16 protein-coding genes and 2 pseudogenes are annotated in these 23,489 nt (G+C 46.6%); 7 read left to right on the top strand and 11 right to left on the bottom strand.

Annotation, left to right across the window (positions count from 1 at the left end):
- Positions 1-4: 4 nt before the first annotated feature.
- Positions 5-10,768, bottom strand: a complete 10,764-nt coding sequence (gene srfAA / locus G4P54_RS01960) for a surfactin non-ribosomal peptide synthetase SrfAA (RefSeq protein WP_167871615.1) — start codon at positions 10,766-10,768, stop codon at positions 5-7.
- 578 nt (positions 10,769-11,346) lie between these two features.
- Positions 11,347-11,709 carry a transcriptional activator HxlR gene (gene hxlR / locus G4P54_RS01955; protein ID WP_024715482.1) on the bottom strand — a complete coding sequence of 121 codons (363 nt, stop codon included), beginning with the start codon at positions 11,707-11,709 and terminating at the stop codon, positions 11,347-11,349.
- A 228-nt stretch (positions 11,710-11,937) separates the two neighbouring features.
- On the opposite strand from hxlR, the gene hxlA reads away from it, so the two are divergent.
- The 5 genes from hxlA to nin all read left to right on the top strand — a co-directional run bounded on the left by hxlA (position 11,938) and on the right by nin (position 16,015).
- Positions 11,938-12,570 carry a 3-hexulose-6-phosphate synthase gene (hxlA, locus tag G4P54_RS01950; protein WP_167871614.1) on the top strand — a complete coding sequence of 211 codons (633 nt, stop codon included), beginning with the start codon at positions 11,938-11,940 and terminating at the stop codon, positions 12,568-12,570.
- Between the two features lie 5 nt (positions 12,571-12,575).
- Positions 12,576-13,133: a 6-phospho-3-hexuloisomerase gene (gene hxlB / locus G4P54_RS01945; RefSeq protein WP_167871613.1), complete on the top strand. Its 558-nt coding sequence runs from the start codon at positions 12,576-12,578 to the stop codon at positions 13,131-13,133.
- 112 nt (positions 13,134-13,245) lie between these two features.
- Positions 13,246-14,970, top strand: coding sequence for a methyl-accepting chemotaxis protein TlpC (gene tlpC, locus G4P54_RS01940; protein WP_167871612.1), 1,725 nt, complete (start codon positions 13,246-13,248; stop codon positions 14,968-14,970).
- A 173-nt stretch (positions 14,971-15,143) separates the two neighbouring features.
- Entirely contained in the window at positions 15,144-15,590 is a 447-nt protein-coding gene (gene nucA / locus G4P54_RS01935) for a DNA-entry nuclease (RefSeq protein ID WP_167871611.1), read from the top strand.
- A 26-nt stretch (positions 15,591-15,616) separates the two neighbouring features.
- Positions 15,617-16,015 (top strand): DNA-entry nuclease inhibitor, encoded by a 399-nt coding sequence (gene nin / locus G4P54_RS01930; RefSeq protein WP_024715487.1) that lies wholly within the window; start codon positions 15,617-15,619, stop codon positions 16,013-16,015.
- Between the two features lie 68 nt (positions 16,016-16,083).
- Here the strand turns inward: nin and G4P54_RS01925 are convergent.
- The 7 genes and pseudogenes from G4P54_RS01925 to G4P54_RS01895 all read right to left on the bottom strand — a co-directional run.
- Positions 16,084-16,492, bottom strand: a pseudogene (locus G4P54_RS01925) (family 1 glycosylhydrolase); the annotation flags it as partial.
- A gap of 72 nt (positions 16,493-16,564) precedes the next feature.
- Positions 16,565-17,293: an AAA family ATPase gene (locus G4P54_RS01920; protein ID WP_024715489.1), complete on the bottom strand. Its 729-nt coding sequence runs from the start codon at positions 17,291-17,293 to the stop codon at positions 16,565-16,567.
- Between the two features lie 19 nt (positions 17,294-17,312).
- Positions 17,313-17,654, bottom strand: a complete 342-nt coding sequence (locus G4P54_RS01915) for a DUF3147 family protein (protein ID WP_024715490.1) — start codon at positions 17,652-17,654, stop codon at positions 17,313-17,315.
- Positions 17,642-18,064 carry a MarR family winged helix-turn-helix transcriptional regulator gene (locus G4P54_RS01910; RefSeq protein ID WP_167873801.1) on the bottom strand — a complete coding sequence of 141 codons (423 nt, stop codon included), beginning with the start codon at positions 18,062-18,064 and terminating at the stop codon, positions 17,642-17,644. Before G4P54_RS01910 ends, G4P54_RS01915 begins: the two co-directional genes overlap by 13 nt.
- 127 nt (positions 18,065-18,191) lie before the next feature.
- Entirely contained in the window at positions 18,192-18,524 is a 333-nt protein-coding gene (locus G4P54_RS01905; RefSeq protein WP_167871610.1) for a YckD family protein, read from the bottom strand.
- An 81-nt stretch (positions 18,525-18,605) separates the two neighbouring features.
- Complete coding sequence (locus tag G4P54_RS01900; RefSeq protein WP_024715493.1) at positions 18,606-19,061, bottom strand: RDD family protein; 456 nt, start codon at positions 19,059-19,061, stop codon at positions 18,606-18,608.
- A gap of 12 nt (positions 19,062-19,073) precedes the next feature.
- Positions 19,074-20,210, bottom strand: coding sequence for a zinc-dependent alcohol dehydrogenase (locus G4P54_RS01895; protein WP_167871609.1), 1,137 nt, complete (start codon positions 20,208-20,210; stop codon positions 19,074-19,076).
- 169 nt (positions 20,211-20,379) lie between these two features.
- On the opposite strand from G4P54_RS01895, the gene G4P54_RS01890 reads away from it, so the two are divergent.
- Both G4P54_RS01890 and G4P54_RS01885 read left to right on the top strand, forming a co-directional pair.
- A complete protein-coding gene (locus G4P54_RS01890; RefSeq protein ID WP_167871608.1) occupies positions 20,380-21,243 on the top strand; it encodes a transporter substrate-binding domain-containing protein in 864 nt (287 codons plus the stop codon).
- A 9-nt stretch (positions 21,244-21,252) separates the two neighbouring features.
- Complete coding sequence (locus tag G4P54_RS01885) at positions 21,253-21,933, top strand: amino acid ABC transporter permease (protein ID WP_167871607.1); 681 nt, start codon at positions 21,253-21,255, stop codon at positions 21,931-21,933.
- Between the two features lie 61 nt (positions 21,934-21,994).
- Here the strand turns inward: G4P54_RS01885 and G4P54_RS21150 are convergent.
- Positions 21,995-22,078, bottom strand: a pseudogene (locus G4P54_RS21150) (hypothetical protein); the annotation flags it as partial.
- Positions 22,079-22,139: 61 nt separating this feature from the next.
- Entirely contained in the window at positions 22,140-23,345 is a 1,206-nt protein-coding gene (locus tag G4P54_RS01880) for an MFS transporter (protein ID WP_167871606.1), read from the bottom strand.
- Positions 23,346-23,489: the final 144 nt, after the last annotated feature.

Genomic DNA, 23,489 nt, shown 5'->3' with positions numbered 1-23,489 from the left:
TCTATTAGAAAATTTCCATTAATTTATCCAGCTCATCCAGCGTCAAATCGTCGTCGCCAAGGTCACTCGGCGTCAATTCCGTATCATCTTGAGATAGGCAATGTTCAATGATTCTGAGAAGATGGGCTTTAAAGCTGTCGCTGAATGTCTGTACTGTTTTTTCATGAAATTCAAGAGAATGATAGGCCAGCGACATCGTCAGTTTTCCGTTTTCAATATATCCGACAACATCAAGTGCATTCGGTTTTTCTGTTTCCGGACTTAGCGACTGTCCTGACGGCAGCTCTGATCTCTTGAACAAACCTGCATCCGACATTTCATCAAACTGCCCCAGGTAGTTAAAGCTGACATCCGGCTGAATCGAGAACGCCACATCTTCTTTATGTTCCGGTGCCGTCAGATAGCGCAGAATGCCATATCCAACTCCCTTGTTCGGCACATGTCTGATATCTTCTTTCATTTGCTTCAGCTGGTAGCCCAGATCATCCGCATGCTTCATATCGAGCACCATCGGGTACATACTCGTAAACCAGCCGACTGTGCGGGAAATGGTCAGGTCTTCTATCATTTCTTCACGTCCATGCCCCTCTAAATGAACACTTACTTGATCCTGACCTGTCCACTCCTTCATCGCCAATCCGAATGCCGTCAGCAAAATATCATTCATTTCTGTGTGATATGCCTCATGCACCTTTGTAGTGAGCTGTTCTGTCTCTTCAGCAGTCAGCGAAAATTCGATTGTCTTTGTATGTTTCATTCGCTGATCATCAGATTCGCGATCTTTCGGAAGCTTTGCCGCGACAGTCTGTTCTTCAAGCTGTCTCCAATACTCTTTTTCTTTCAAAAAGGCCTTGGAGTTCGCGAAGTCTTGCAATCTCTCTGCATACTCCGCAAATGAATGTGTTTTCTGCGGGAGTACCGGTTCATTGCCTTGCTCAAGCTGTGTATATACCGCGGCGAAATCCTCCAGTAAAATCCGCCACGACACGCCGTCAATCACTAAATGGTGAACGGCAAGGAGCAAGTGGTCTCCGTCTTCAGCTTGGAACAAGCCTGATTTTAACAACCCGCCGTCCTGCAAGCTGATGCTGCTTTGCAAACGCTCCGCTTCTCTCTCTATGCGGTCTTCATGATCTTTCGCTTGTCCCTCAATGTGAATGATCTCCAATTGAGCTGAAGCAGCTTCAAGTCCTCTGTTGTATTGAACGACATGATTCGGCTCCTCACGGTAAATCATGCGGAGTGCGTCATGGTGCTCGATCAGCGCCTGCAGCGTTTTCTCCACCCGTTCAGGGTCAAAGCCCTTCGCGGCGTGAAGCATCACCGATTGGTTCCAGTGGTGCTTGTTCGTAAAGTTCTTTTCAAAGAACCAGCGCTGAATCGGCGTCAGGTTGACTTCTCCCTCCACAGGCCCTTGGTCTGCCTGCTTGCCTTCGGCACGTTCCACATATTGGGTCAGCTCTTCGATCGTCGGGTGCTGGAAGAGGTCTTTCATTTCCAGCTTCCAGCCGTGCTGGTTCAAGCGGCTCGCCATTTGGATTCCTTTGATGGAATCTCCGCCCATTGAGAAGAAATTGTCGCTGACACCGATCTCCGAAATGCCGAGCACGTCCTGCCAGATACCGGCAAGTAGCTCTTCCATGTCGGTAGCCGGCGCTTTGTATTCTCCGCTTCCCGCTTCGATGTCCGGCTCAGGCAGGGCTTTGCGGTCTACTTTGCCGTTTGCCGTAACCGGAAGCTCGTTCAGCGTCACCCAGAATGCCGGGATCATGTAGTCCGGCAGGGTTTCCTTCAGTGCTGATTTCAGCGCTTCGATGTCAGCGGTTTCCGGTGTGACGTACGCCGCGATCGCTGTATTGCCGCCTTTATCTTTGACAGCTGACACCGCCGCATCCTGCACGTCAGAAAGCTGGGCAAGCTGGACTTCGATTTCCGACAGCTCGATCCGGTAGCCGCGGACCTTGACCTGATGGTCGATCCGGCCGATGTATTCGATGCCGCCGTTCACCCATTTCACCAAATCGCCGGTGCGGTACATGCGTTCACCCGGCACAAACGGATCAGCGACAAACCGCTTCGCGGTTTCGTCTTCTCGATTCAAATAGCCGCGCGCCAATCCGCGTCCCGCCACGCAAAGCTCTCCGGCTACGCCTTCCGGCTGCACCTGATTGCCCTCGCCGAGAATGTACACTCTCGTATTGGCGATCGCACGCCCGATGGACAGCGAACCTTTCTCCGGATTGATCTCTGTGCTCGTGGCAACGACCGTATTTTCTGTCGGCCCGTAGTTGTTGACGAGCGTGTACGGCTGTTTCACCGCGCGCTTCAGCTTGTCTCCGCCTGTGAGTAATACGCGCAATGATGTGTTCTCAAGCTCCATGAACTGTTCCGCCAGCTGCGTCGGCAGGAACGTAATCGTCACGCCATGCGTTTCGAAATAGTCGTTCAGGCGGACGATATCGAGGCGGATCGCTTCATCAATGACATGAAGCTCGGCGCCGATCGTCCAAGTCGGGAACATCTCCCAAATGGAAGCGTCGAATCCGAAGCCCGCGTACTTCGCACTGCGGTCCTCCGCGGTCATGCCAAACGCATCGTGGTGCCAGAAGCACAGATTCACAAGCGCATGGTGCTCGACCATGACACCCTTTGGCTGTCCGGTCGTTCCTGACGTGTAAATCATGTACGCGAGGTTCTCCGCGTTTGCAGCTGTGAGCGGGTTGTCCTCATCGTTTTCATCAAGCGGCAGACTTAAAATCGTGCGAGCCCCGTCGAGAAGAATGACGTCTCCCTTGTAGCTGTCCGGCACCGAAATGCCTTCCTGTTTCAAGAGAAGCTTCGCGCCGCTGTCTTGTAAAATATAGTCAATCCGCTGTTCCGGATAGTCGGGATCAATCGGCACAAACGCCGCTCCCGCCTTCAAGACGCCAAGCACCGCGGCGGACATTTCCAGCGACGGCTTCGTGAGAACGCCGACGCGCTCATCTGGGCTGACGCCGTAGTCGATCAGAATCCGCGCAAGGCGGTTCGCCTTGGCGTTCAGCTCGCCGTACGTCCAAGACTGGCCGTTGTATGTGACAGCCGGACGGTCTTTGTGGCGCTGGGCTGTTTCTTCAAATAGCTGATGAACCGTTTTGTCTGTCGGAACAGGCAGCGCTTTGCCCTTCCATGCCTCAAGAAGTGTTTGTTTTTCTGTTTCAGTGACGAGTGACAGGCTGGAAAGCGGCTGATTTGGATTGCGGGTGACTGCATCTAGAAGCTGCATCCAGTATTGCTTCCATCGTTCAATCGTTTCAGGCTTAAACAGCGCTGTATTGTACTCGAGTACAAACGTAAGCCCGCCATCGGTTTCGTCAGCCGTCAGTGTGATGTCAAACTTGGCCGTTTTCCGTTCAAACGGATGCGGCTCAAGCTGAATCCCTTTCATCGTTAAATCCTTGATATTGGCATTTTGCATTGAAAATACGGCATCGAATAACGGGTTTCTGCTTATGTCACGCTGAACCTGTATGTTCCCGATCAGGTCCTCAAGCGGGTAATCCTGCGCTTCAAAAGCGCTGAGTGCTGTTTCTTTCACTTCGCGAAGGTAGTCAGTAAATATCTTTTCACCCTGCGGATATGTGCGCAGCGCCAATGTATTGACAAACATTCCGATCACGCGGCTGACGTCCGCTTGAGATCGTCCGGCTACAGGTGAACCGACGATGATATCGTCTTGCCCGCTTAGTCTTGATAAAAACGCACTGTATGAAGCAAAAAGCACCATGTACAGTGTGGAATCCGTTTCTTTTGCAAGTCTGCGCAGCGCATCAGCTTTGCCTGCTTCTAATGTAAATGCAATGCGGTCTCCCTCAAACGTTTGAACCGCAGGCCTGCTATAGTCAGTCGGAAGTGTCAGCACCGGCAGATCTCCTTCCAGCTCCTTCAGCCAATGCTCCTCTTGCTTCCTGTAAAGCTCAGACTGAATGAACTGCTGCTGCCACACGGCATAATCCTTATATTGAATACGGAGCGGCTCAAGGGTTTCTCCGTCGTACAGCTTCGAAAGCTCCTCAATCAGTACACCGACAGACGTACCGTCAGAAATAATATGGTGCATATCGAACAGCAGCACATGTTCAGTGTTTGAATGCTTGATCAGTCCCATTCTGAATAGCGGAAGCCGATCGACATGGAAAGGCCTGATAAACTCAGATACGATCCGTTCTGTCTCTTCTTCTGCAGCTTCGAAATAGGCTAATTCACACTCCGCTTCCTCCCAGATCCGCTGCACCGTTTCTCCATCTTTCATTTCAAACGTGGTTCTAAAGGCTTCATGTCGCTGCATTAACTGCTGCATGACGCTGTTCAGCCTTTCAACATCAAGCTCACCCGTAAGGCGCAGAACCGCCGGCATGTTATAGCTTGTTTGCGCTCCCTCAAGCTTCTCGAGTACGTACATCCGTTTTTGCGGTGAAGAAACAGGGTACGTTTCTTGTTTCTTTGCCGGACTGATGCTGATGGCTGCCCCTTTTTCAGCAGAGGCAATCACCTGTGCCAAGCCTTCAACCGTCGGTGACTGGAAGAGATCTTTAAGTGACAGCTCAACCCCCAGTTCCTGATGAACCAAGGCAAGCATCTTCATACCTGCTAATGAATGTCCGCCAATGTCAAAGAAGTGGTCATAAACGCCGACTTGTTCAGCCTGAAGCACTCTCGCCCAAATGTCTGCGAGTTTTTGTTCCGTTTCATTACGAGGCGCAACATATGAAACACCTCTTGAGACGCCGGCATCAGGAAGCGGGAGCGCTCTCCGGTCGATTTTTCCGTTTCCGGTCAGCGGCAGCTCGTCCATTTGGATAAACACCGCAGGAACCATGTAAGCCGGCAGATCCTTCGCCGCATGCTCTCTTAACTCTTGAGATGACATTTCGCCTTCTCCGACAAAGTACGCGCAGAGCAGCTTGTCTCCCGCTCCTTGATCAACAGCAAGCACGACAGTTTCCTGCACACGGTCATGGGTTTGCAGCTGATGTTCGATTTCTCCAAGCTCAATACGCTGTCCGCGGATTTTTACCTGATGGTCGATCCGTCCGATAAATTCGATGTCGCCATTCGGCAGCCATCTGGCAAGGTCACCCGTTTTATACATACGTTCGCCGGATGTAAACGGATGCGGAACGAACTTCTCCTCAGTCAGCTCCGGACGGTTGTAATAGCCTTTCACGAGTCCTTCGCCGCTGACGCAAAGCTCTCCGGCGATCCCGGCAGGCTGCACATGTCCAGCCCGGTCAAGGATGTACACTTCCGTATTGCTGACTGGTTTTCCAATCGGAACAGACAGCGTGTGCTCATCTAATTCATCAACTGGATGATACGTCGCGAAAACCGTGCTTTCAGACGGTCCGTACATGTGAAGGAGCTTGCCCTTTCCGACCATTTGCAAAGCTTTTCTTACATGTTCAACCGAAGCCCGCTCCCCGCCAAACATAATTTTGCGAAGCGTTGACAAGCACGCCGGATTCAAGTCCACAAGAAGGTGGAACAAAGCGGTTGTAATCATGAGAATGCTGATGTTCTCCCGTTCAATGACGCGGGACAGGCGAGCCATATCCAAGACGGTTTCTTTCGGTATCAGCACAAGCTTGGCGCCGTTTAACAATGAACCGAACATATCAAACATAAACGCGTCAAACACGTAATTGGAAAGTCCGAGAATTGTATCCTGTTCAGTAATGCTGAGATAATTCGTTTCTTTCACCGTGCGCAGAATATTGGCATGCGTCACGATATTACCCTTTGGCGTTCCTGTCGTTCCGGACGTATACGTCAGGTTAGCCATCGCCACAGAATCAAGAGGCAGCGCGAGGTTTTGCGCATCGGCATGGTAGCTTTCTTCCTCATCCGCAAGCACAATCACACCGCTGAATTCGGCTTCCTCAGCTAAAGCCTTTAATTTTTTCTGAGTGAGAAGCACCTTCGCTCCGCTGTCGCGGAAGAAATGCTGCATCCGCTGAATCGGATGTTCCGGATCAATCGGAACATAGGCCGAACCTGTTTTTAATACCGCGAGGATCGACACAATCATGTCCATTGACCGTTCGCATAAGACAGCCGCTGTTCTTCCTTCTCCCGCTCCAAGCGAAAGAATGCCGCGCGCTAACCGATTGGCACGCTCATTCAGCTCACGATAAGTGAGTGATTCGCCTTCATATTGAAGTGCAGGATGGTCTGGCGTTCTCGCCGCCTGCTCCTCAAACAGCTGAACAATCGTTTTGTCTTTCGGATAAGATGTTCTTTCCGGGTTAAACCGCTGAATTTGCGAAGCAGCCTCCTCTTCAGAAAGAAGCTTGTACTCAGAAATCAGTTTCTCAGGCTCGGCCGCAGCATCTTCAAGCAGCCGCGCAAAATGGTTGAGCAGCCTGTCAGCTGTGCTTTGCTTAAACAGCTTCGTGCTGTAGTCCAAATCGAGCTCAATGCCCTCAACGGTTTCTCTCGCCTGCACCGTCAAATCAAACTTTGCAATCTTGAAGTTGGTCTCGTGAACAGACAAGGTCAGATCACCGACAGACGGAATGCCTTCTGTCGCGTTTTGAAGACTGAACATCGTGTCAAACAGCGGATGTCTGCTTACATCACGCGGAATGCTCAAATCTTCAACAAGCCACTCAAACGGGTAGTTCTGATGAGAAAAGGCATCCAGCACCTGTTTGCGGACACGCGTGATCAATTTGGTAAACGTCTCGTCCTGCCTCACTTCACTGCGAATCGCGAGAGTATTGACGAACATCCCGACAATGCCCTCTGTATCGGAGTGGTTTCTGCCCGCTGACGGCGTGCCGACAATGATGTCATCCTGTCCCGTATACTTTGACAAAAGGGTATAGTAAGCGGACAGCATCACCATATACAGCGTGGCGCCGTTTTGTTCAGCCAAACGATGTAAGCGATCCTTTAATCCCGCATCCAGCTTGATTGACACCCGGTCTCCTTCAAAGCTTTGAACAGGCGGTCTCGGATAATCAGACAGAAGTTGAAGCACCGGAAGCTCGCCCGCAAAGGCTTCCTTCCAATACGCCCGTTCCTTCTGGTATCCTTCAGCAGCCTGGCCGCTTTGCCACACGGCATAATCCTTATACTGAAGGCGCAGCTCAGGAAGCTGTTCACCTTTATATAAACGTGCTAACTCCTCCAAGATAATGCCGATGGACACACCGTCAGAAATCAAATGGTGCATGTCAAACAGCAGCATATGACGGCTCTCTTCAAGCTTCATCAAGCCGATTCTGAACAACGGCGCTTTCGCCAAGTCAAATTTCCGGACAAATGATGTCATAACCGCCTCATCGGAGCGGCCGCCTTTTTCAATGATCTCGATATTGAAATCGACGCTGTCATGGATTTTCTGTCTCGGCGTGCTGTTTTCAAGAACAAATGACGTTCTCAAAGATTCGTGGCGGCGGATTAATCCTTGAAATGCGCGCTCCAGCTTTTGAATCTCTAAAGGTCCTTCCAAAATCGCTGCCGCCGGCATGTTGTAGCCGACTCCCGCATCTTCGAACTGGCTGACGATATATGTTCGCTGCTGCGCCAGCGAAAGCGGGTAATGCCCTTGTTTTTCAGCAGGTTCAATCGCTGCAAATGCCCGGCTTTCTCTGTGGTCGGCTTCCTCTGCAAGTGCGGCAATCGTCGGATGCTCAAACAAATATTGAAGCGGAATGTCAGCGCCTGTTTCCTTATGAATCTTTGTTAAAAGCGTCATCGCCTTCAATGAATGCCCGCCTGTTTCAAAGAAATTGTCATAGATTCCTGCCTTCTCAACATTCAGCACGTCCTGCCAAATGGCTGCGATTGCTTTTTCTGTCTCATTGCGCGGTGCCGTATAGGCCGTTCCGCTGACCGCCTTCACCTCCAGCGCAAATAGCTTGCGGCGGTCGACTTTACCGCTTGGCGTGAGCGGAATTTCTGTGATTTCTGTAAAGTAAGCCGGCACCATATAGTCAGGAAGCTGTCTGGCCGCATGCTCCCGCAGGCTGGCCGGAGCAAATTCGCTGTCTGGCTTCAGCACAACATATGCGCAAACCTCAAGGTTCCCCTGTTCGTCAGGGCGTGCTAAAACAACGGCTTTCGCCACGTCTGGCGCCTGCTGAATCACGGCTTCAATTTCGCCAAGCTCAATCCGGTATCCGCGGACTTTAACCTGGTCATCTTCTCTTCCTAAATATTCGATTGTTCCATCCGGCAGCCAGCGCACCACATCTCCAGTACGGTACATGCGGTCGCCTGGCACGAACGGATCTTGTAAAAACTTCTCAGCCGTCAATTCAGGCAAATGCAAATAGCCTCGGCCGACACCGTCGCCGGCGATATAAAGCTCGCCCGCCACGCCTTCCGGCTGCAGCCGGCCTTTCTGATCCAAAATATATAAGCGGTTATTCCCCAGCGCTTTCCCGATTGGCACATACGCTGATTGAACAGCACTCTCCGGGATAACGGGATGAACAGACGCGTCCACACATGTTTCAGTCGGTCCATACACATTGGTCAAACGCGGCGCTGCGCCTGCTTCCTTAAACAGGTTCAGCAGCTTGTCCGCAACAACAGACGATAAGCCCTCTCCTCCGATCAGCATGTGCTTCAGCTTGAGGCCTTCAAAATCGCCCGCAGCGATCAGCATTTGCAGATGGGCCGGTGTACCGTCCGTCGCTTCAATGCTGTGCTTGCGGTAATACGCAGCAAGGGCGGATCCGTTCGTCACTGTTGTCTTCGGTACGATATAAAGGGTTTGCCCCAAAAGGAGCGACGCGAAAATCTGCTTCACTGACGCATCAAAGTGGAACGGCGCAAGCAATGCCATCCGCAATGTCTGGCTGCCGCTTTGGTAAATCGTCCGCTGCAAAGATTCAACCAAATGATGAACCTGGCGATGCTCGATCATCACGCCTTTCGGACGTCCGGTTGTTCCCGATGTGTAAATAATGTAGGCAAGGTTTCGTGCGTTCATATCTGCATGTAAGCTTTCAGCTGCACCTTCCGAAATGGCCCGATCAAAATCAATCAGCTCAGCATTAGTCTTAGGAGCCTCAACCTTCGATTCAGTCAGGATAAAGTCCGCACCGCAGTCATCCAAAATATATTGAATGCGCTCCGCCGGAAATCCGGGATCAATCGGCACATAGGCCCCGCCGGCTTTTAAAATCCCCATGATAGATGGAATCATACGTTCAGAGCGTTCAAGCAGAACCGCGACAGGACGGTCCGGGCCGACACCTTTCTGTTTCAGCACATTGGCGATGCGAGCAGATTGTTCATGTAACGTTCGATAGGACAATGTCCGGCCTTCAAATACAACTGCCGGAAGATCAGAAAGCCGTTCAGCCTGTTCTTGGAACAGCTCAGGAATCGTCATATCCTTGCGATAGCTCACAGATTCACCGACGGCTCTCGCAAGCAGTTTCTCTTTCTCCGCTTCAGAAATCAGCGTTAATTCATCAATTGCATGGTCTGGATGCGATAACGCGTTTTCCAGCATCGTAATCATGCGCTCACAAACAATTTTGATTTCGTCACGTGAAAATAAATCAGTGCGGTAATCAAAATCAATGGTGAGGCTTCCGGTATCCCATCGATCCTTTACATGAATCGAGACATCATTTAATCCGCTGCCGCTGAAAATCGGCTCAGTCAAAAAAGCAAGTTCCTCTTCTTTCTGCCACTGCATCACCTGATATTCAAGAGATACCGTAAACAGCTTGGTCAAAGAACGCTTTGTTTCACGCAAATCGTTGATCAGAAGGTTATACGGGTACTTTTGGTGGCGAAGCGTCTTCATGAGATCCTTCATACGGTCTTTGACAAAATCTAAAAACGCCTGCCCGCCATCAATGTTTGTCCGAAGCGGAACAGTGGAAACAAACATGCCAAGCATCTGCTTCTCTTTCGCATTCGTCCGGTTGCCCATAAAGGTTCCCGTCACAACATCATTCTGGCCGCTGACTCTGTACAAATAGGCGGCAAGCACCGATTGAAACACCGAAAGAACACTGACCTTGTTTGTTTCACAAAAGGATAGAAGCTGCTGATGAAGCGCTTCAGGCACATCCTTAGAAAACCTCGCAGCATCCAAGCTTCCTCCCGCAGAAGCATTCCGTTTCAGGGAAACAAGTTCCGGCACCGATTCGAATTGCTTGTTCCAAAACGCTTTGTCCTTTTCAAATCGCTTCGATTGAGCATAGTCCTGTTCAGATAAAACATGATCGATAAATGAGTGCGAGATGCCTGCCTTTGTTTTTGAAGCACCGGCTAATTCTAAGTAAATATGCATAATGGCATTTCCGAGAATATTCATGGAAATTCCATCAGAAATCACGTGGTGGACATTCACGTAATACCACACTTCATTTTCTTGTAAAGTGAACAAAGAAAAACGGAACAAATCACAATCATAAAGCGGCAAAGGTTTTCTCGTTTCCTCCCGGCCCCATTGTGAAATAGTTTCTCTCGCATTCGGATCTGCAGTGGTGTCTGTATGTTTTATATCAACAGGCCGATACTCGCTTATATATTGAACGGGCTCTCCGTTTTCATCGAGCCGCAAACGAAGGCGCATGGCGTCATTTCTGCGGATAAACTCTTGAATCGCCCGTTCGACAAGCGTCCGGTCAACTCTTTCAGCTGAAACCAGCTTACCAATCCCCGCGAGATTCGAAATGCTCGTCTGAGGATAAAATTTTTCTGTATACCAAATTCGTTTTTGTGCATCCGTTAAAGGGTAAAAAGTCATTTCCATATTTGTCATACCTCCCCTGATCTTCAATAAGCAGTGAACATGTGCAGCTTATTTTTCTTTTCTTGTTCAAATAAGCTTTTGATCCTTATGAACTAACATCCAAGAAAGCCCAAAGCACTACGCTAAAAAAACAGTACAGCCAACAAAAAAACAAAATGCCGCTATCTAAACGGCTGCCACCAATCATCATTGCGGCGTTTAACATAAGCGAACAAAGACCGCAACAGCCTCGCACCAGTTGAAAACAGTTTTGGCTATTTATTCATGGTTTTCAATATTTTTTTACATTACTACCGTTCACTTTAAATGAAAAAAATGTTTTTATCACCGAAAAATAGGTGAAAAGTTCCATGCGGGATACCGAAAGATTCCATTTTATTTACTGGGATATTTTTGCGGGATACCGCAACAATTTCCACTAAACATTATTTACAGAAAAATTAAAAAATTAAAATCAGATGATCCCATTTATCCCGCTTTATTATTGAATGCCCTTTACAATCTTTACATGGCATCTGTTTACCGCGCAAAAACCGAAAATCACGCAAAAAAATAAGACACTCTTATGCTAGAGTGCCTTACAACGATTCCTTAATGACATTTTTATCGATATCAATCAATTCCATATACCCTTTCCCCCACTCATACATGGCATCAAGAATAGGCATCAGGCTCTCTCCTTGCGGGGTCAAGGAATATTCAACCTTCGGCGGGACAACCGGATACACTTCCCTGTGAACGATCAAATCCTGCTCAAGCTCTCTCAGCTGATTCACGAGGATCTTCTGCGTAATATCAGGAATCAAAGCTTTTAATTCATTGAACCGTTTTGTACCTTCTTTTCCCAAATGCCACAAAATGAGCATTTTCCATTTACCGCCGATCACCGCAAGCGTTAATTCCTTCTCACAATTAAACCTTTTATCGTCCATCCGGCTCAAAAGAACCCCCCCTTGGTATACTTTTTGTATGTTACATGCATATCATCACTTACTTACTTTTTCGCAGACTCCTTTTATTATACTCACTCCTAAAACCAAGCGAAAGAAATCTGATTGCCTCTCCTCACAGTATCCTCCAAGTAACTATTTGACTTCAAAGTGCCTACTATTCATGAAAAGAGGGAACCTATAGAATGAATAGTAATTCGAAAAGGGAGTGGATCAACAATGGAATTACAGCTAGCATTAGACCTCGTCAACATCCCGGAAGCCATCGAGCTCGTCAAAGAAGTGGAACAATACATCGATGTGGTTGAGATCGGAACACCGGTTGTCATTAATGAAGGCCTTAGAGCCGTTAAAGAAATAAAAGAAACATTTCCGCAATTGAAGGTTCTGGCAGACCTGAAAATCATGGATGCCGGCGGATACGAAATCATGAAAGCGTCGGAAGCTGGCGCTGACATCATCACTGTTTTAGGGGCTACAGACGACGCAACAATTAAAGGCGCTGTTGAAGAAGCCAAAAAACAAAAGAAGAAAATTTTAGTGGACATGATCAACGTGAAAGATATTGAATCCCGCGCGAAAGAAATTGACGCACTCGGTGTTGACTACATCTGCGTCCACACTGGCTATGATCTTCAAGCAGAGGGCAAAAACTCTTTCGAAGAATTAACGACAATCAAAAATGCCGTAAAAAACGCAAAAACTGCAATTGCGGGCGGCATCAAACTTGATACACTGCCAGAAGTGATCAAACAAAATCCTGACCTTGTCATTGTCGGGGGCGGAATCACAAGCGCAGCAGACAAAGCAGAAACAGCTTCAAAAATGAAACAGCTGATTGCCCAAGGATAATTCAGATGAAAACGACTGAATACGTAACGGAAATTCTCAATGAGTTACACCGTTCAGCGGCTTATATTTCTGATGAAGAGGCTGACCAGCTTGCCGATCACATTCTTTCATCCAATCAAATTTTCACTGCGGGCGCGGGTCGTTCCGGCCTGATGGCAAAATCCTTCGCGATGAGATTGATGCATATGGGCTTCAACGCCCATATCGTCGGTGAGATTCTCACTCCGCCGCTCCGAGAAGGAGACCTCGTCATTATCGGCTCAGGATCAGGAGAAACAAAGAACCTGATCCATACAGCGGCAAAAGCAAAAAGCTTACATGGAATTGTTGCCGCTTTAACCATCAATCCGGATTCAAGCATTGGAGCACAAGCGGATCTCATCGTCAAAATGCCTGGCTCTCCTAAAGACCAGTCAAACGGAAGCGATAAAACCATCCAGCCAATGGGATCATTATTCGAGCAAACTTTGCTGCTATTCTACGATGCAGTGATTTTAAAACTCATGGAGAGAAAAGGGCTCGATTCCGGAACCATGTTCACACACCACGCAAACCTTGAATAGCTTCACACAACCGGCCTGATTTTCAGGCCGGTTTTAATATTTTTTAAAATAAAACTTCAAACCCAAAAACCCGATAAGTAATATGATCTGCAAACTATAAAAAGGAGGAATTATGTTGATAAAACAATTAAAGCTTAAACTAGGAACAAAAATTCTATTCCTGGTTTTCGCGATTATTCTATTGTTTTCTGCATCAGTCGGCACTGTAATGCTTAAGGAAATTACAGAAAGCATGAAACAAATGGCTACTGAAAAAGCGAAAGGAGATCTCGCTTTAAGCAGCACTTATATTGATGATGTTATTCCAGGTGACTGGCAGATAAAAGACAATAAGCTATATAAAGGACAGACACAAATCAACGATAATGAAGACATTGTTGATCTGCTAGGCAAAAAAACAGGTGATACCGTAACCATTTTCCAAGAGGATACACGAGTTTCAACCAATGTCATGAAGAACGGCGAAAGAGCTGTCGGCACCCAGGCTTCTCCTGAAGTTACTGACGCTGTTTTAAAGAACGGAAAAACATTCAACGGACAAGCAGACGTGGCAGGTTCTTCTTATCAGACTGCATACATGCCTTTAAAAGATAAAAACGGGGACATCATAGGGATGCTGTATACCGGAGCCAATCAAAGCATTTTGGCATCGCTTACGCACTCACTCTTCACTCAATTCGCTGTTGTTCTTGTTATTGTCATTATTGTATCAGTCATCCTTGTTCTGCTTTTCACCAGAAGAATCAATAAGCGGCTGGACGCTTTAAAATGCGCTTTCGAAAGTGCCGGAAACGGAGATATGACAATAGAGGTGTCAGACAAGTCCGGTGACGAACTATCAGAACTCAGCGTCTATTACAATAAGATGAGAATAAAACTGAACGATACCATTCAAACCGTACAGCAATCAGCCCTTCAGCTTGCGTCAGCCTCTCAGCAGCTATCAGCGGGAGCAGAGGAGACAAATCAAGCTTCAGAAAAGATTACAGAAGCTGTACAGCAGATTGCTAATGGAGCCCAGCAGCAGATCGCTAGAATTGAAAACAGTGAAAGCTCATTAAAGAAAACTTCAGCAGACATCCGGGATATATCTTCTAATACTGCTGCTATTGCTGACAAAGGACAGCTTGCACAATCAAAAGCCGACATTGGGCAAAAGGAAATTTCAGATGTACAGTCACAAATGGATGCCATTCACGATTCGATCCAGAAAAGCGGAGAAATCATACAGCAGCTGGATGGCCGTTCTAAACAAATTGAGCAAATCTTATCCGTTATCACCCAAATTGCCGATCAGACGAACCTGCTTGCGCTGAATGCAGCGATTGAAGCTGCAAGAGCCGGTGAGCACGGAAAAGGCTTTGCTGTTGTTGCCGATGAAGTACGTAAATTAGCGGAAGAATCTCAACGGTCTGCGGGACAGATTTCAAAACTGATCACAGAAATACAAACGGATATGAACCAATCTGCAAGATCTATTGAGCATGTGAAAACAGAAGCTGAGGAAGGTGTCAGCATGATCCAGCGCACCAGAGATGCATTTAAGGAAATCACAGCCGCAACAGGTGAAATCAGCGTCGAGATCAGTGATCTATCAGCATCTGTATCAAACATTTCAGAAAGTGCACATCACATCAACGAATCCTTTGCAGCCAATACAGCTGATATTAAAGAATCTACAGAAAATACCCGGCAAGCTGCAGCATTAACAGAGGAACAATTTGCCGCAATGGAAGAGATTACTGCTGCTTCTGAAACGCTGTCTCAATTAGCCGAGGAGCTTACCGGTATCATAAACCAATTTAAAATAATTGATCAATCCGAAAACAGCCGATGACCTATTATCATTATTGTAAATTGGCAACGTTATTTTACTGAAAACTAATATTTCGACCTGCAAAAATTACGATTTCATCAATAAACTGATAGTAAAACATAAAATTTTAACCTTTACACCAAACGCTTTCTGGATTACTCTTGGGTCAGTTTTAAAGTTGCTACAAGCGGGAGGTGAACATCACGATGGACATCATAAAAACGATACTTCTCGTCATCGTCGTCATAGCAGCTGCAGCTGTTGGCCTGATAAAAGGAGACTTTTTCCCAGCTGATCAAAAAACGTCTCAAACGAAATATGATGAAACAATTGCCTTCCCTTCTGACCGTTATCCTGAAACGGCCAAACATATTAAGGATGCGATAAATGAAGGGCACTCAGATGTGTGCACCATCGACAGAGACGGAGCTGAGGAACACCGCGAGCAATCATTAAAAGACGTACCGCCCAAAACGGGGTATGACAGAGATGAATGGCCAATGGCCATGTGCAAAGAAGGCGGCGAAGGGGCTTCTGTAGAATATATTTCTCCCGCCGACAACCGCGGTGCAGGCTCTTGGGTCGGGCATCAGCTTACAGATTATCCAGACGGTACAAAGGTTTTATTCACCATTCAGTAAATAGTTAATAGAGGAGGAGCCGCACATTGATCAAGTCATGGAAGCCGCAAGAACTATCGATTTCATATCATCAATTTACTGTATTTCAAAAGGATTCAGCACCTCCTGTAATGGATTGGACTGATGAAGCGATTGAAAAAGGATATGCTGCGGCGGACGGAGCGATTTCGTTTGAAGCACAAAGAAATACAAAGGCCTTTATTCTTTTGCGCCTGAACAGTTCAGAAACTGTAACCTCCTTCGAAAAAAAGGTGACTGTTCCTTTTCATGTCACAGAAAACGGAATTGAAATTGAAAGCATTATGTCTAAAAGGCTGTCCTTTGATCTTCCTAAAGGAAACTATCAATTGACATGCTGGACTGTGCCGGCTGAAGTGTCAGACCTTCACGCAGACACTTATATTATTGATGCTGTTTCTGTGTAATGAAAAAGCCCTGAGAGAATAACTCTCAGGAGCTCTTTATAAACTTTCATGGTTTGCTTCATTAAAGCGCCATACTCGTCCATAAGCGCCTGAGGCATATCCCAGTGATATAAAGTCAGAACCGGATCGCTGTTATGAGAAAGCAATTCATCAATCAGGTAATCATAAAACGCAAGACCTGCTTCATTGATCTCGCCTTTTCCACTTGGAAAAATCCGCGGCCAGCTGTTGGAAAATATCGATGCGCTTATAAGCCCATTTGAGCCATCAAAGCGGCATCTTCTTTATAGCGATGACAATGGTCAGCCGCAATATCACCGTTCGTTCCTTTAAACGTTTTGCCCGGTATTTTCGTATACACATTCCCTACAGAAGGTTCTTTGCAATCTTCGTTCCAAACGCCTTCAATCTGGTACGTTGCAGAAGCAGGCTCCACAAAACATGTTTCGAGAAAGATTCTGGATGCTGACGAATCATAGTGTTTATCACTCCTGAAATATTTGATAAACCTATCATTGGCTATGAAACGCGCTTCAGAACAACTCGATATTAGTCGCGGAAAAGCTCAGCCAATACTTTTTCTCTTTGTCCAAGAAAATACCGTGTTAATTGAACATGTTCTGTATCCTCATACTCTGTATAATGTATTCTCCCGCCATCAAAGCTTAAAATCTTAGCGTTGGGATAGCCCAGCAGGATCGGAGAGTGAGTCGCAATGATCATCTGTACATTTCCACCTCTCACCAAATCATGTATAACTCTCAAAAAAGCCAGCTGCCTGGCTGGAGAAAGTGCCGCTTCTGGTTCATCTAAAAGATAAATCGCTTTTTCTTTAAAGCGATGATTAAATAGAGACATAAAGGACTCTCCATGTGATTGCTTGTGCAGCGGCCTCCCTCCATAAGAGCGGTATGGCCGCGGGGCGTCCAATTCCATCTCATCCAGATGAAGAGAAAGATGATAAAACGATTCAGCTCTTAAGAAGAAGCCGTTTGCTACCTTTGGTAGCCAAGATAAACGTATGTAATTTCCCAAATGGGAGCCTGACTCCTGTAATTCATAGACATTATTTCGGCTTCCGCCCGCTGTATTGAATTCACACTTATCTGCTATAGCTTCAAGCAAAGTAGATTTGCCAGATCCATTTTCTCCTACAAAAAAAGTCACTTGGCTAGTAAACAAAATTTCATTTAACTGGCTTATAGCCGGGATAGAAAAAGGGAATCTGTCAAAGTCCGAAATCTTATCTCGAAGAAGGGTAACCTTTTTTAAAAACATAGCATCTCCTTTCCATCACTCAGTTACATAATATATTGAGGAAAAACTTCTGCATCCATAAACATACAACCCATCCTAGTATTCCAGCGCATAACGCTAACCAGAACGGCACATGAATTTTTAGCAAAAACGCCAAAATAACGAGAAAACAAACTGTAGCAGGGATTCCTGTCAGCACACCAGATGCAAATTGACTTAATTGAGCTGTTTTTTCACCCTGTATTTGCATCCAACAAAGACTTAATAAGCTGACCAGGGGCAAAGCAGCAATGATTCCCCCATAGGTCGGGTGCCTTTTTGATATTTCAGTGACAAAACCGATAATCAAAGCAGAAATGATTATTTTGCTTAAAACTGCCATTGTTTAGCTTCCTTACTTAAAAGTTCAAATGCCTGCTCAAGGATTTCTTTTTCTGACGGGCTCATTCGTTCAATTATCTCTTTTAATTTCTCTTTATCTAGCTGTGTATGCTGTTCAAGAATAGATCTTCCTTCTTGTGTTAAAAAAACTAATACCTTTCGTTCATCCTGCTCACTTCGCCGTTTAGCTACAAATCCCTTTTGAATTAAACGTTTAGTATGCTCTGAAGCTGTATTGTGAGAGACAGACAAATATTCAGCCAAAGCCCCTATAGTTGCTTCACCTTGCTTTTCAATATGCTGCATAAGCCGTATTGCCTGGTGAGAAATATTTTCTTTATGTTTGTAATGCAGTAAATAATATATATCTGTCCACTGCTGATTTAGTTTAGCTATGAAATCCATTTCCATCATACACCCCCTTTTTATATCTTATTATAAGATATAATCATCATAAGCGATACATTTTTTCATCATATTCATTCAGCAAATCTTCAACAATAAAAAAGCATCCAATTCCCATTGGATGCTTACCGTCTTAATGTCTTTTTTCAAATGTATGCACATGAGGATGTGGCTTAGGAACAAAGCCGTTTTGTTTCAGCATTTCAAAGTGTTTGTCCATATGATTTTTGATGTGTTCGCCTCTTTCTTTAGGCAGGACACCGTATTGCACATACTTTGAGATCACGTCTTTACGTTTTTTCAGTATATCTGCTTCAAGTTTTTCAATCACTTTCTTTTGCTGGTCTGTCAGTGTGACATTTGCGGGAGGCTGCTGCTGTTTTTCAGCGGCTTCAGCTGTGCCGGCCAGAGAAATAACGACTGCGGCTATGAACATTGTGATGATATTGTTTTTGATTCGCTTCATCCAGATATTCCTCCAATCCTATTTTTCCTATGTTTTGTTCTATTGCTTTTTTTATACATGCAAAATAAAAAGAGCGAACCATTATTCGCTCTTTCTGATCTGTTCATCATGATAAAGTTCTTCTTCATCCGGTGATGCATAAGTGACATACGTTCCCGCAATTAAATCATGCAGTGTCCGTTTGTCTTCCCGCACGCCGATCAGAATCAGACTGGCGATCAAGCCGAGTCCGAGGGTTATGCCGTAAACCAAATCGCCAACAATAACCCGCAAAACCATCGTTAACAGATTGACCTGCGCCCCGTCTTTTTTTACGATTCTGATTCCGCAGATTCTTTTTCCGATAAGGTAGCCGCGCCAAAACACCGGCAGCAAAATAGAGTACAGCAGTACAATCAGACTGATGAACAGGCTGTCGTTCGGGTCTTTTCCTGTAATCAGCCAATAGATCAGCAAAAGAGGCACCGAAACGATAATGTAATCTAACAATACAGCTCCCAGTCTGATCCAAAATCCAGCTGGTTTGTAAATATTCATTTGACTCCCCCATTATGGCTTTAATATGGCTTTGATGTTTCCGTCTTCTTTCTTATCGAATATATCATATGCCTTAGGGGCATCAGTAAGACTTAATTTGTGCGTAATAATGTCGGTAGGATCGATTTCTTTCTGCTTCACCATGTCATATAGCATTGGCATCAGATGAATGACGGGCGCCTGGCCCATTTTGACTGATACATTTCGTGTAAAGAAATCGCCGAGCGGAAAACCGTCCGCTTGAGAAATATATGCACCTGTCAGCTGGACTGTGCCAAACTTTCTCACGGCTTCAGAAGCAGTGAGGATCGGGCTGATCGTGCCAAACTGATTCGGCTTTTCAGACGTATTTTCTTTAGGAAGCGGCGTTCCGTCCATTCCCACACAATCAATGACAACATCTGCCCCGCCGTTTGTTTCATTATAAAGTAGCTTCCCGATTTCATCGTGTTCCGAAAAGTTAAACGTTTCCGCCCCATTTGTCCGTTTTGCATGTTCAAGCCGATGCGAGACTTGGTCCACAGAGATGACACGTTTTGCTCCTTTCATCCAAGCAAATTTTTGCGCCATCAAGCCAATCGGCCCCGCTCCGAGAATCAACACGGTATCACCTTTTTTCACACCGCTGTGCTCTACGCTCCAATAAGCTGTCGGCATCACATCGGATAGCAGCAATACTTGTTCATCCTCAAGCTCGCTGTCTGCCGGTACCTTAAAGGAAGAAAAGTCAGCGTACGGGACACGAAGGTATTCAGCCTGCCCGCCCGGAAAATTTCCGTTGAATTCGGAGAAACCGAATAAGCCGCCGGCATCGGTATGCGGGTTTGGATTTGATTCATCACATTGGCTCTCCATCTGGTGCTTGCAGTAGAAGCATTCACCGCAGCCGATGTTAAACGGAATGACGACACGGTCACCCTTTTTTAACGTGTTGACTTCATTTCCGACTTCTTCAACGATACCCATTGGTTCATGACCGATGATATAATCCGGAGCAGCTGGAATCCCGTTTTTATACAGGTGAAGATCGGAGCCGCAAATACCTGTTGCGGTAATACGGATAATGGCGTCCTTCCCATGCTGAATCCCGGGATCTGCTACGTTCTTCACTTCAACACGCTCTTTTCCTTGGTATGTCAGTGCTTTCATGCTTGTACAACTCCCTTTTTTATCACTGGTTCCCTTTGTAGCCGTTTTTAAACGCTCACACGCTTTTTGTATACACAATTCAAACTTTTCGAAAACGCCATCAACATATTGCAACCCCTTATGTTCAGTGCTATCTTTTTAGTTGATTAACAGATTGGGGGAAACATAGGTGAAATCATTCATGCAATCCAAAGCCGTTATATTCAGTTTTACAATGGCTTTCTTTCTTATATTGGCAGCCTGTTCCGGCAAAAATGAAGCCGGTTCCAAGGATACAGGCTGGGCGCAGATCAAAGACAAAGGGAAAATTGTTGTCGCTACATCGGGCACACTTTATCCCACTTCTTATCATGATACGGATTCCGGTTCCGATAAACTGACGGGCTATGAGGTTGAAGTCGTTCGTGAAGCGGCAAAACGCCTTGGGCTGAAGGCTGAGTTCAAGGAGATGGGCATTGACGGGATGCTGACAGCGGTGAACAGCGGACAGGTTGACGCAGCCGCAAACGACATCGATGTAACGAAGGACCGTGAGAAGAAGTTCGCATTTTCCACTCCATATAAATATTCATACGGCACTGCAATCGTCCGAAAAGACGATTTATCGGGGATTAAAACACTGAAAGATTTAAAAGGGAAGAAAGCGGCTGGCGCTGCTACGACAGTCTACATGGATGTCGCGAGAAAATACGGTGGCAAAGAAGTGATTTATGATAATGCGACCAACGAGCAGTATTTAAAAGATGTCGCCAACGGACGCACTGATGTTATTTTGAACGACTATTACCTGCAGACGCTTGCGCTCGCAGCGTTCCCGGATCTCAACATTACGATCCACCCTGACATCAAGTACATGCCGAACAAACAAGCGCTTGTCATGAAAAAAAGCAATACAGCACTTCAGAAAAAGATGGACGAAACGCTGAAAGACATGGGCAAGGATGGCACTTTGACTAAGCTGTCGAAGCAATTCTTCAATAAAGCAGATGTATCAAAGAAACTGGATGTCGGCGTTCAAGACGTTGATTTGTAATCGGACGCCATGATCAATAGCATTCAGTGGGAATATATTTTCAACACAAAGCTGGCCATTGAATCGTTTCCCTATGTCATAAAAGGCATTGGGTATACCCTGCTCATCTCTTTTGTAAGCATGTTCGCGGGAACGGTGATCGGCCTATTCCTATCACTCGCCAGAATGTCTCAGCTTGCCTTGTTAAGGTGGCCGGCGAAGCTCTATATTTCTTTTATGCGGGGCGTTCCGATTTTGGTGATCTTGTTTATCCTTTATTTCGGGTTTCCTTATATCGGCATTGAATTTTCGGCTGTCACAGCCGCTTTAATCGGCTTTAGCCTTAACAGCGCCGCCTACATTGCGGAAATTAACCGCTCAGCCATTTCATCGGTTGAAAAAGGACAGTGGGAAGCCGCATCCTCTCTCGGCCTTTCCTACTGGCAGACGATGAGAGGCGTCATTTTGCCGCAGTCGATCCGTATTGCGCTGCCTCCGCTTGCCAATGTATTGCTCGACTTAATCAAAGCATCCTCTCTCGCTGCAATGATTACAGTGCCGGAATTGCTCCAGCATGCGAAAATCATCGGCGGCAGAGAGTTCGATTACATGACCATGTATATTCTGACCGCTCTCATTTATTGGGCCATCTGCTCAGCAGCGGCCGCTTTTCAGAATATCCTTGAGAAAAAATACGCTCATTATGTTTAAACAAACGTTTCATTAAAAAAGCCGCTCCCGCAGGAGACGGCTTTTTTTATTGATTCGGTCTTCACTCGAACGGGTCCTCAAACAGCGGCCAGTCTGAATCAAATTCACACTTGACCAGCAGGCACTGATCAAGCTCTTTCGTGATCTTCACCGGTTAAAATCAAGAAAAAATAAAAAAGACACGCCCAAAGCGTGTCCGTCAAAACTTAAACATCCGCCGGACTGCTTTCCGCGCTCCAGCTTTTTCTCCAGTAAAAGCCTGCGGCAAGCACGAACGCAAACGCCAGCATCGCAATACAGGAAAACGTGATAAAACCGATTGCATATGTGCCTGTCATTTGCTTTAGCGATCCTAAAATGTTCGGCAGGAAAAACCCTCCGATGCCGCCGGCCGCGCCGACGATTCCCGTCACCATGCCGATTTCTTTGCGAAAGCGCTGCGGGACGAGCTGGAATACGGCTCCGTTACCCATTCCGAGCCCCATCATTCCGACAAACAAAAGAACGATGACCATTGAAAGTGACGGCAAGCTGCTGACCCCGGCCATGCACAAGGCCACGATGACAAACAAGACAGAAAGAACCTTTGTGCCGCCTACGCGATCTGAAATCCAGCCCCCCACAGGCCGGAAAAAGCTTCCGGCCGCCACACACAGCGTAACGAAATCGCCAGCGTGAATTTTTGACAGCTGATATTGGTCGACAAAGAAAATAGATAAAAAGCTTGATAACCCCACAAATCCTCCGAATGTGACGCTGTACAGCAGGCAGAAAAACCATGTTTCTTTTTGCCCGAACACGCGCAAATAGTTTTTGAGCGGCTGCGGCGCCGGCTGTGCGGGAGAATCCTTTGCCATGGATACGAAAAGGACGAAGACGATCAGCAAAGGAATAAGCGCAATCCCCATGACAATATGCCAGCCGAACTGCTCTGCAAGGCGCGGACCAAACAGGGTTGCAAACAAGGTGCCGCTGTTCCCCGCGCCGGCGATCCCCATCGCAAGCCCCTGCAAATGAGGCGGATACCACCGGCTTGCCATAGGCAGCGCAACGGCAAAGCTTGCCCCCGCCACCCCAAGCAAAATCCCGATAGCATACAGCTCAGGCAGCGAATGGCCGCCAAATGTTCCCCAAAGCAGCGGAATCATTGTCACCAGCATCCCGATCACCGCCGTTTTTTTCGGTCCGATTCTGTCTGTTAAAATCCCCAGAATGATACGAAACACAGATCCTGATAAAATCGGTACAGCCACGATAAGCCCTTTCTCAACGGGAGACAGGCCAAAATCCTGAGAAATATATACCCCCAGCGCCCCAAGCATAACCCATATCATAAAACTCACATCAAAGTATAAAAAGGAACAGAGCAAAGTGAGTGGATGGCCGCTAGTTTTCAGTTCCGACAGCTTCATAAGATTCCCCTTTCTTACCCCTTCATTATTTTCAATTTTCTGAATTAATGATATATGAGCATTTTTTTCTAGAAAAGACATGTGTCAGTTTTTATGACACTTTTAATGCGTTAACAATGCATTGTGACATAATTTTTGATAGGA

Source organism: Bacillus tequilensis (genome assembly GCF_012225885.1).
GTDB lineage: Bacteria > Bacillota > Bacilli > Bacillales > Bacillaceae > Bacillus > Bacillus tequilensis.
Note: the sequence above shows the minus strand (reverse complement) of the source record. Positions and strands in the feature narration are given on the sequence as shown.